This window comes from Actinoplanes sp. NPDC026623, from assembly GCF_040638275.1.
Taxonomy (GTDB): Bacteria; Actinomycetota; Actinomycetes; order Mycobacteriales; family Micromonosporaceae; genus Actinoplanes.
The window spans coordinates 1-10,319 of record NZ_JBEZXZ010000260.1 but is presented as its reverse complement, the minus strand read 5'-3'; the positions used below and the strand labels follow the sequence as shown (position 1 = coordinate 10,319).

10 protein-coding genes are annotated in these 10,319 nt (G+C 73.6%); 7 read left to right on the top strand and 3 right to left on the bottom strand.

The window, feature by feature from the left end; translation table 11 throughout:
• On the top strand, positions 1-1,626 hold a 1,626-nt coding region (locus AB0F10_RS40990), incomplete at its 5' end, for a polymorphic toxin-type HINT domain-containing protein (protein ID WP_360638582.1).
• 62 nt (positions 1,627-1,688) lie between these two features.
• Here AB0F10_RS40990 and AB0F10_RS40985 read toward each other — a convergent pair.
• The 3 genes from AB0F10_RS40985 to AB0F10_RS40975 are packed head-to-tail and all read right to left on the bottom strand — an operon-like array spanning position 1,689 to position 3,272.
• Positions 1,689-2,345, bottom strand: a complete 657-nt coding sequence (locus AB0F10_RS40985) for a response regulator transcription factor (RefSeq protein WP_360638579.1) — start codon at positions 2,343-2,345, stop codon at positions 1,689-1,691.
• On the bottom strand, positions 2,263-2,559 hold the full coding sequence (locus AB0F10_RS40980; RefSeq protein ID WP_360638576.1) for a helix-turn-helix transcriptional regulator: 297 nt from the start codon (positions 2,557-2,559) through the stop codon (positions 2,263-2,265). The genes AB0F10_RS40985 and AB0F10_RS40980 overlap by 83 nt, the downstream gene beginning before the upstream one ends.
• A gap of 2 nt (positions 2,560-2,561) precedes the next feature.
• Positions 2,562-3,272, bottom strand: coding sequence for a BTAD domain-containing putative transcriptional regulator (locus AB0F10_RS40975; protein WP_360638573.1), 711 nt, complete (start codon positions 3,270-3,272; stop codon positions 2,562-2,564).
• A gap of 96 nt (positions 3,273-3,368) precedes the next feature.
• On the opposite strand from AB0F10_RS40975, the gene AB0F10_RS40970 reads away from it, so the two are divergent.
• The 6 genes from AB0F10_RS40970 to AB0F10_RS40945 all read left to right on the top strand — a co-directional run.
• Complete coding sequence (locus tag AB0F10_RS40970) at positions 3,369-4,037, top strand: response regulator transcription factor (protein WP_360638570.1); 669 nt, start codon at positions 3,369-3,371, stop codon at positions 4,035-4,037.
• Between the two features lie 85 nt (positions 4,038-4,122).
• Positions 4,123-5,358, top strand: coding sequence for a HAMP domain-containing sensor histidine kinase (locus tag AB0F10_RS40965; protein WP_360638566.1), 1,236 nt, complete (start codon positions 4,123-4,125; stop codon positions 5,356-5,358).
• A 53-nt stretch (positions 5,359-5,411) separates the two neighbouring features.
• Positions 5,412-7,310: a fibronectin type III domain-containing protein gene (locus AB0F10_RS40960; protein WP_360638563.1), complete on the top strand. Its 1,899-nt coding sequence runs from the start codon at positions 5,412-5,414 to the stop codon at positions 7,308-7,310.
• Positions 7,307-8,254 carry a MoxR family ATPase gene (locus AB0F10_RS40955; protein ID WP_360638560.1) on the top strand — a complete coding sequence of 316 codons (948 nt, stop codon included), beginning with the start codon at positions 7,307-7,309 and terminating at the stop codon, positions 8,252-8,254. The genes AB0F10_RS40960 and AB0F10_RS40955 overlap by 4 nt, the downstream gene beginning before the upstream one ends.
• Before the next feature lies 1 nt (position 8,255).
• Positions 8,256-9,212 carry a DUF58 domain-containing protein gene (locus AB0F10_RS40950; RefSeq protein WP_360638557.1) on the top strand — a complete coding sequence of 319 codons (957 nt, stop codon included), beginning with the start codon at positions 8,256-8,258 and terminating at the stop codon, positions 9,210-9,212.
• On the top strand, positions 9,209-10,319 hold a 1,111-nt coding region (locus AB0F10_RS40945; protein ID WP_360638554.1), incomplete at its 3' end, for a transglutaminaseTgpA domain-containing protein. The genes AB0F10_RS40950 and AB0F10_RS40945, both read left to right, overlap by 4 nt.

Genomic DNA, 10,319 nt, shown 5'->3' with positions numbered 1-10,319 from the left:
GCCGCCGACGCCGCGGCCGAAGCGGCCACCGCCCGCGCTGCGGCAGCCGGAGCCGCCGAGGCGGATGCCCAGGCCAAGGCGGATGCGCGGGGCGCACGCAGCGCGGCCGACGCGGCCGCCGGCGACGCGGCGATCGCCGGCCGGTCCGCGGCCGACGCCCGCGCCGACGCCAACCGGGCCGCCGCGGCCGCGCAGGCTGCGGAGCGGGACGCGGCGACGGCGCGCAGCGCGGCGACGACCGCCGAGACGGAGGCGATCAAGGCCCAGCAGTTCGCCGAGGCCGCGCAGAGATCGGCGGACAGCGCGGCGACCGCGGCCGAACAGGCGCTGCAACACGCCATCGACGCGCAGAAGGCCGCCTATCAGGCCGAGGACGCGAACCGGGCGCAGACGATCCAATGGCTGACCCGTCCGGCCGGCAACGACGATCCCCCGGACAGCGATACGGTGCTGCCCTATCTGACCCCCGCCCAGGTCGACGAGTGGAACCACCTCAAGCAGGTGTCCGGCGAGGACATCATGGAGTTCCTCGCGCGCGAGGGCGAAGGTCTCCTGCTCGACCTGACGGGCGTCCCCGACCTGATCGCGTGCTTCCGGGACGGCGACATCGAGGCCTGCCTGTGGAGCCTGCTGATGTTCGTGCCGTGGACGCGGCTCTACACGGTCGCGGAGAAGCTCGGCCGGATCATCCCCAAACTCCTCCGCTTCTTCGAGGAGAGCCTGCACGCGGTCGAGCGGCTGAACGAGCTGAGGGAGATCGCCGAGCACGCGCGGCAGTGCCGGAACCCGCACAGCTTCCTGGCCGGCACCCGGGTTCTGCTGGCCGACTCCTCGACCGAGCCGATCGAGGACGTAGACGTCGGCGATCTGGTGCTCGCCACTGACCCGGCCACCGGCGTCACGGCGCCGGAGCCGGTGACGCAGCTGATTCCCGGGCATGGCCGGGAGGAGCTGGTCGACCTCACCGTCGCCGACGCCGACGGTGTGGGCCGGATCAGCTCGACCGCGGGCCACCTGTTCTGGCGCACGGACACCCGGAAGTGGGTCGAGGCGGGCGATCTCCGGCCGGGGAATCATCTGCGCACGTCAAGCGGCGCCCAGGTAGAACTTCTGGATGCCGATGCCCGGCTGGTCGAAACGTCGGTCTACAACTTCGAGGTCGCGAAGATCCACACCTACTTCGTGATGGCCGGTTCGACGCCGCTCCTGGTCCACAACGTGATCGAGGGCTGTAATCGGATCGCCCTCGGATTGACATCGTACGGCCTGGAGGAGTTCGCCCAGCAGGACGACATCAACGCCACGACCTCTCGGGGTTGGCCAGCAGGCAAAGAATGGTACGAACATGTCCGCAGCTATATAGATGACGGGTCGACACAAATCGTTGTCAACCTCGACGGAACCGGAGGGACCAACGCAGCGGTGCGAGAGTTCGCCCGGGCGGGCGCCCTGTTGAATCCTTCGCGGACCCACGGGGAGGGCTCACCGCAGCTGTGGACGAACTGGGAACTATGGATGATCAGTCAAAATTCGGCGTGCTGGAACCGCGTCACTTTCTACCGGTCCAAATTCAACGAGACCACCCGCAGATGGAGATACGAGCCGGTCTCCAATCCATTCGAGTGACGAGGAGCGGGTCGCTGGTGATCATCGTATCGATGCTGGTTCGGGGGACCCGCCGCGGCGGGTCAGGGACCCAGCCGATAGCCGACGCCGCGGACCGTGTGCACGATCGGCGGGTCGCCCAGTTTACGACGCAACTGGGCGACCAGCACGTCGAGCACGTTGGAGGCCGGCGGCACGATCTCGTCCCAGGCCGCGGCGATCAGGTCGGCCCGGGTGACCGCGGAACCGGCCGCGACGACCAGGCACTGCAGGACGGTGAACTCCTTGCCGGTCAGCGACAGGGCGCGACCGTCGCGGCGGGATTCCCAGCGGTCGGGGTCGACCTCGACCCCCGCGTGGCGCAGGACCGGCGCGGGGGCGGCCGGGGCGCGGCGGCACAGGTTGCCGACCCGGGCCAGCAGCTCGGGCACCGCGAACGGTTTGCCCAGGTAGTCGTCGGCCCAGGCCAGGCCGGCCACCCGGTCGGACGGCACGTCAAGGCCAGTCAGGAACAGCACCGGCACATGCCAGCCGGACCGGCGGCGGGCCGCGATGTAGGGCAGGGCGTCGCCCGAGGGCAGCATGCGGTCGACCACCGCGCAGTCGTACGCGTGCACAGCCAGCGCCTCGTCCGCCTCGGGCAGGTCGGCCACGGCGTCAACCGCGAAGCCCGCTCCCCGCAACGCCACGTCCAGGGACAGGCGCAGGTTGGCGTCGTCCTCGATGACAAGTACCCGCACAGGTGCACACGGTAGCGGGCGCGGGCAGGCCGAGCCGGGCGGCGATCAGGCCGGCCTGGAAACGGCTGCGCGCGCCGAGCCGGAGCATGATCGACGCCATCGTGCGGCGGACCGTGCGCTCCGAGATGCCCAGCCGGATCGCCACCGACTCGTCGGTCAAGCCGTCCGCGAGCAGGGCCAGGAGCATCGCCTCGCGCTCGTCCAGGGTCGGCACGGTCAGACTCCGGCCAGCACGAGGCGGCGGGCCGCGGCCAGTTCCGGGCCCGGTTCGACGCCCAGCTCGGCGCCGAGCAGTTCGGCCGCCCGCCGGTATGCCAGCAGCGCCTCGGCCCGGCGTCCGGCGGCGGCGAGCGTGCGCACCAGCCCGGCCCAGGCCGCCTCGCGCAGCGGTGCGACGGTGAGCACCGTGCGCAGCTCGGTGACCGCCTCGGCCGGGCGGCCCAGAGCCGGCAGCAGCGCCGCGCGCAGCTCGCGCAGGTCGAGGCGGAGCTCGTTGAGCTGGTCGGCCTCGACCGCGAACGGGAGACCGGCGTACGGCCGGCCCCGCCACCAGCCGAGCGCCTCGTCCACCATCGACAGCCCCACCGCCGGATCGGCGACCCGTGCCGCGTCGCCCAGGATCTCGGCCGCCCGGCCGGCGTCGACCTCGTCGGGCCGCGCTTGCAGCCGGTACAGGTCGCCGAGCCGGTCCAGCCTGCCCGGTTCCGGCAGCCCCCGGCGCAGCCTCCACACGTACGTCCGCAGGTTGGCCACCGCCGACAGCGGCGCCCTTCCGTGCGGCCAGACCTGGTCGGCCAGCTCGTCCAGGCTGACCCACGCATTACGGTGCAGCAGAAGCGTGGCCAGCACCGTCGCCGGTTTGCCGGCCACCGCGAGAGGCTCCCCCGCGGCGTGCACCTCGATCGGCCCGAGCACGTGGAACAACATGAACACACCCCCCGCCCGGCCACCGCCCGGCGGCCGACGTCAATACCATCCATCGAGGCACATGAGGATCCGATGACAGGCCCGGGCGGAGGCGGCGTGCGCGTGCTGGTGGTGGAGGACGACGACAATCTCCGCCTGGCGGTGGCGGCCGAGCTGGCCCGGGGCGGCGCCGAGGTGCGTCAGGCCGCAAGCGTCGCCGCGGCCGACGCGGTGCTGGCCGAGGGCCGGACGGACTGTGTCGTGTTCGACCGGATGCTGCCCGACGGCGATGCGGCCGATTATGTGAGCGCACGCCGCCGCGCCGGCTGGGCGGTTCCCGTGCTGTTCCTGACCGCTCGCGACACCGTGGCCGACGTGGTCGCCGGTCTCGAGCTGGGCGGCGACGACTACCTGGTCAAGCCGTTCTCGGTGGCGGAACTGACCATTCGCGTACGCAATCTGGCCCGTCGCGGCGCGACCGCGCGACCGGCCGTGCTCCGGTTCGCCGACCTCGAGGTGAACTGCCCGCGCCGGCAGGCCCGCCGGGCCGGGGTGCTGCTCGGCCTGACCGGCAAGGAGTTCGCCGTGCTGGAACACCTGATGACCCGGCCCGGCCAGGCGGTGAGCCGCACCGAGCTGATCGAGCACTGCTGGGACGCCAGTACCGAGCCGATGTCCAACGTGGTCGACGCGGTCGTCCGCCGGCTGCGCACCAAACTGGGTGAGCCCGAGCTGGTCCACACGGTCCGTGGCCGCGGCTACCGGATCGCGGAGGGCACAGCATGACCGCCTGCACCGAGCGGCAGCCGCGCGACGTGCGCGCTCAGGCCGCAGGCGAGGGCCAGAAGGGCATGCGGAAGGTGGGCACAGCATGACCGCCGCCGGGCGGCTGCGGTCGCTGCCCCGCTGGATCTCCGTCTGGACCGGCCTCGCCGGGGCGATCGGGCTGGTGGTGCTCGGCACCCTGCTGGTCCGCGAGGACTCCGCGCGCCGGGAGGCCGAGCTCGACGGCCAATTGCGAACGGTCACGGCCAGCATCAACCGGCTGATCCGCTACGACGGCATGGTCACCACAGCCGCGGTGCTGCGCGATCCGCTCGACGACGAATGCCCGCAGTTCGCCGTGCTGCCCGGGACGGCGGTGCTGTTCAGCGGTCACTTCAGTAAGCGGCAGTGCGTGCCGGTCGACCAGGGGCTGCTCGCCGGGCTGGCCCGCCGGGCGGCCTCGTCGGGGCGGTTGATCAGTGGCTGGGCGACCGCCGAGGACGGCCGCCCGATCCGGTTCGAAGCCGAGCCCTTCCGGCAGCCGGACGGGCAGGCCATCGGGGCCGTGGTCGCGGTGGCCGACGCGTCGGCGGCGCAGTCGGCCCACCGCCGGATGCTCGCTGTCCTCGCCGGGGGCTGCCTGCTGCTGCTGGTCCTGGTCGGCGTGGCCGCCCGGCTGCTCGCCGCGCGTGCGCTTCGCCCGGTCACTGCGGCCCTGGAGCAACAGGAGGTGCTGCTCGCCGACGCCGCGCACGACCTGCGGACGCCGGTGGCCGCGCTTCGCGCCCTGGCCGAGACGGCCCTGCTCAACCCCGGCCACCAGGCTGAGCTGCTGCCCCGGGCGGTCGATCTGGCCCAGCGGATGGGCACGATCGTCGACGGGGTGCTGATCCGGGCCCGCCTGGCGGCCGGCGTGCAGACCCTCGAACCGGAGCCGGTGTGGCTCGACCAGCTGGTCAGCGCCGTGGTCGAGGAGACCCCGGCCGGCAATGCCCGGGTGACGGTCACCTCGGCGCCGAGCCGGGTCACGGCCGACGCCGCCTTGATGCGCCGGGCGGTCGGCAACCTGCTCGACAACGCGTTACGCCACGGCAAGGCTCCAGGCCAGGCGGCTGAGGTGCACATCACGGTGGCGGGCGGGCGGGTGATCGTCGCCGACCACGGCCCCGGTGTCGACCCGGAGCTGACCCGGGAACGCTTCCACAGCACCGGCGGATCGAGCGGGCTGGGGCTGTCGATCGTACGCTGGGTGGCCGAGGCGCACGGCGGCGCGCTGCGCGTCTACAACGCCGACGAGGGCGGGGCGATCTTCGAGCTGGCGCTGCCGGCCGAGGATGGATGAACAAATGTATCCACCGTGGACGAGGCATGTATAAATGTGTCTATGCTGCCCGAGTGAGCCGCCGCAATCGTCTGCCGCTGGTCCTTCTGGGCGCGATCTGCCTGGTCGCGGGCACCGCGGCGGTCAGCGGCGCGAGCCCGGCAGCTCCGCTTCTGCGGTTCGCCTCGGTCGGCCGGTGGTTCGCCGACCCGTCCGGCGACCGGGTCTTCCACGTCAACGGCATGAGCCGCACGATCGACGCCCGGGTCCAGCTGGACGAGGTGAAACCCGGCACCGAGGTGGTCGAGGGCGAGCGCAGCTCGTACGTGATCGGCCCCGACGACATCCGCGAGCTCGACAAGTCGAGTCTTGCCGTGACCGCCACCCGGCCGGCGCCATCGTCCGAGCGCCCGGTGCCGGTCGATGCGGCCGGCGGCCCCTACGCGGTCTATCGCGGGTCGGGCCGGGTGGTGCGCCTGGGCGCCGACGAGGTGGTGGTCGAGGCGGGCGGACCGCTCGGGCCGCCGGCGACAACCCCCGACGGCACCCTCTGGCTGCATCGCATCGGGACCGGGCTGCTCTGCCACCTCGCCCCCGGCACCGACCGGCCCACCTGCCCGGTGCAGCTCTCCCCCGGCCACGCCGGGGCGCTCAGCGTGCTGGGTCCGAACGCGGTGTTCCTCGATTTCACCGACGACACGATGACCGTGCTGAGCCCCGACGGGCCGGGCCGGGTGACCGCCCTCGGCCCCGACCTGCGGCCGGGCGCGCTGGTGGCGCCGGCCGCGGTGAACGGCCGGATCGCGGTGGTCGCGGGCGGCGAACTGCTCCTGCTGGACGCGCACGGGCTGGCCGGGCAGGTCACCCTCCCGGCCGGGCGGTGGGCCACCCCGGTCGCCGGGCGGTCATCGATCGTGCTGCTGGAGCTGAGCCGGCGCCAGATCCACACCTACACTCCGGACGGGCGCCGGCAACACGTCACCAGGCTGCCCGCCTCGACCGGCGACCCGCAGCTGCGCCAGGGCCAGGACGGCCGGGTCTACGCACAGAGCGGCGACGGCCGGCACGTCGTGGTCGTAGACGACCAGGGCGGCGCCGAGGAGGCGGGTCCGTCGGGGGCCGGTGCGGCAGATGGCTCAGCAGCCGCGACATCCGCGCCGGTCGGGGCCACCACGACGAGCCCGGCGACCGCGGCGACCCACGCGGGCGCGACGAGCGCGGCGCCGGGCTCGGACTCGGACCCCGCAACGGGCGCAACGACGGCGCCGGTCCGGATGCCGACCGCGCCGGCCACACCGCCGCCGGCCGAACCGCAGCAGCCGGGCCCGGTCCGTCCCGGCCCGCCGGTCGAGACCACCACGATCCCGCAGGGCCCGACCGTGCCACCGGCCGAACGCCCCGGCACCGTGCCCGGCCTGTCCTCGGTCGCGCGCGGCGTCGAGCTCATCCTCAGCTGGGGCGCGGCCCCGCCGAACGGCGCGGCGATCACCGCCTACGCGGTGAGCTGGGAGTCGGCGGCCGGTGACCGGGGCTCGACCGAGGTCGGTGGCGACGTCCACGAGACCGCCCTGACCGGTCTTGCGCGCGGAATCCCGTACACGATAAGGGTTTCCGCGAGGAACGAGAACGGGACCGGCGACGCGGCCGCGATCGAGACCAGCATGCCGACCCGCTGGGTCGTCGTCTCGCGCGGCGAGGACACGGAATGGGACAATGACTGCCGTCCACCCGAATGCGGATATGTCCAGGTGGAACTGTTCGGCTTCCCGCCGAACTCCGAGGTCGGCATCGAGCCGATGGCGTCGGATTGGGGCGCGTTCAACATCGGCGCCCGGCTCGGCGTGAACCAGGACGGCCATCTCCTTGTGCGCCACCATTTCCCCTTCAACGGCGTGGGGCAGACGGTCTGGATCGAGATCGAGAACGACGACGTCCAGTCCAACCGCATCGTGTGGCCGGAGCGGAAGCCGTGACGGGGCAGCTGGTCGGGGCGCGGATCATCGAGAACGTCGAGCGGATCATCCGGGGCAAGCCGCGCCTGGTGCGGTTCGCGGTAGCGGCGCTGCTGGCCGAGGGGCATCTGCTCATCGAGGACGTGCCCGGGCTCGGCAAGACCACGCTCGCCCGCTGTCTCGCGCACAGCATCGGCGGCTCCTGGCACCGCATCCAGTTCACGCCCGACCTGCTGCCGGGCGACATCACCGGAGTCAGCGTGTTCCGGCCCGGCAGTGACAGCTTCACGTTTCACCCGGGCGCCGTGTTCGCCAACGTGGTGGTGGCCGACGAGATCAACCGAGGCACGCCGAAGACCCAGTCCGCACTGCTGGAGGTGATGGCCGAGCGGCGGGTGACCGTGGACGCCGAGACGCACGAGGTGCCGCGCCCCTTCCTGGTCGTCGCCACCCAGAACCCGATCGAGCTGGAGGGCACGTTCCGGCTGCCCGAGGCGCAGCTCGACCGGTTCCTGATGCGGCTCTCGGTGGGCTACCCCGACCCGGCCGACGAGGTGCGGATCGTGCTGGCCGACGGCGCCGGAGAGTCGCCGGAGGACCTGCGTCCGGTGGTCGAGGCGGGCGTGCTGCGCGACACCATCGAGCGGGTGCGCCGTCTGCGGGTCGACGACGCGATAGCCGAATATGCGGTCCGGCTCGCCGCCGCCACCAGGGACCATCCATCGGTCCGCTTCGGCGCGAGCGTGCGCGGCAGCATCGCCCTGGTGCGCGCCGCCCGCGCGATGGCCGCGCTGGCCGGCCGGGATTTCGTGACGCCCGACGACGTCAAGGACGTGGCCGTCCCGGTGCTCGCGCATCGCCTGGTCCGCACCCCCGAGGCCGAGCTGGCCCGGCGCGACGCCGGCACCGTGGTGACCGAGCTGCTCGCCTCGATTCCCGTGCCGCCAGCGGATTCCGGCCGCTGACATGCGTCCGACCCGGCGCGGCTCGGCGGTGCTCCTCGCCGCCGCGGTCCTGCTGGCGTCCGGCTGGTGGCTGCGCTATCCCCTGCTCGCCGCGCTGGGCGCGGCCGGTCTGGGCGCCGTAGCGGCCGCCCTGCTCATGGTGCGTCGTCGTCCCCGGGTCGAGATCACGCGCGCCATCTCACCCGACCGGGTCGAGCGCGGCGGTCCGGCGTCGGCGTCCCTTTCGGTACGGGGTCCTGCAGTGCGCGACCACTTCGACGGACGCGTCCTGGAGGTTCGCACGGCCGAATACCCGCTGCCGACCGGGGCTCGCGGCCGCTTCCCGGTCGGCCCGCTGCAGGTCGCCCGCGAGGATCCGTTCGGGCTGGCCCGTGCCTGGCACGACGCCGGCGGCCGGGCCACGCTGACCGTCCATCCCCGGCTGTGGCCCGCCCGGCCGGACGGCGGCCACTCCCGCTCCCCCGCCCCCGGCCCGGCCGAGGACCATCTGTGGCAGGGCTCGGCCGAGCCCCGGGGCGTCCGCGAATACCTCCCCGGCGACGAGGTGCGTCACCTGCACTGGAAGGCGACCGCGCACACCGGGCGCCTGATGGTGCGCGAAACGGCCGACCCGCGCCAGGCCCGGCTCACCGTGCTGCTCGACACCCGGCGGCGCTCGCTCGCCCCCGCCGACTTCGAGGAGGCGGTCGACGTGGCAGCCTCGCTGTTGTCGGCGGCCGGCCGGGCCGGGCTGCGGGTGCGGTTGCTCACCGCGGACGGACGTGAGATGCCGCTGGAGGCGCTGGTCGACCTCGGCCAGGACGACTCGGGGACGCTGACCGCGGCGACCGGCGGGCGGCTCGTGTTGATCACCGGAACGGCCGTGGCGGCCGCCTTCACCGACGTCGAAGTACTCATGCTGGGCGACGGCGTCGGCGTCGAGGAGGCCCTGCGGCGCTGGAACGAGGCGTACCGGTGAAGTCCGTCGCCGTCGTCGGCACCGCGCTGCTCGGCGGTCTGCTCTTCGCCCCGGTGTTCGGCCTGGATGCCCTGCTCGTGCCGGTCACCCTGCCCGCCATGGCCGTGCTCGCGGTCGCGCTGCTGTGCGGCCGGGGCGGATCCAGGACGGCCGACTGGCGTCCCTTGCTGACCGCGCTGGCCGGGACGCTCGCGGTCGCCGAGACCGTGCTGAGGCCGACCACGGTGGCCGGCCTGCCCACCGCCGCGACCCTGCGCGGGCTGGCCAACGGGGTGACCGCGGCCTGGTGGCGCACCCTCGAAACGACCTGGCCCGCCCGTCCCGAGCCGAGCCTGCTCATCTTCGTGCCGCTGCTCGTGGTGGCGGCGGCGGTAATCGGCCTGGAACTGCTGCACCGGCTCACCGCGCCGCTGCCGGCCCTGTTGCCCAGCCTGGCGCTGCTCGTCTTCGCCCAAGCCCATCTTGCCCTCGCCCTCGGCCCGGCGATCCTGGTCGCGCTGGCCTGGGCCGGCCTGGCCGGTCTGCTGCTGGCCTCGGCCCGAACGGTCGCGCTCCTGCCAGTCGTGGCCTCGGCCGCGGGGGCCGCGGTGCTGGCCGGTGTCGTGCTGCCGGCCGCGCCGCCGCGGGCCTCGCTGCACGCCGAGCCGGCTCTCCCGCTCCAGCCGTTGCCGCTGACCAGCCCGCTCGACGAACTGGCGGGCCGGCTCACCAACCCGGCGCAGACGGTCTTCCGGGTGCGGTCTGCGGTCGTCCCCGACCGGTGGCCGGTGATCGTGCTGGACGGCTTTGACGGGATCAACTGGACACCGGGCGACTCCCTGCGCCGCCTCGGCGCCAAGCTGGAGCCCGGCATCCGCGCGCCGGTCATGCTGCGCTCCTCCACCATCCTGAACGCGCCGGGCCCGTGGCTGCCCAGCCAGACGTGGCCCGCCTCGGTCGACGGCGCCGCGCCTTACGTGGCCACTCGAACCGGTTCGCTGCTGCTGCCCGGCCCGGTCGACTACACCCTGCACTGGTGGGAGCCGCAGGTGACCGGGGCCGCCCTGCTCCGCTCCGGAGTGGACGACCGCGCCCCGGACGGTCTCGCCCCGATGCGCGGTGTGCCCG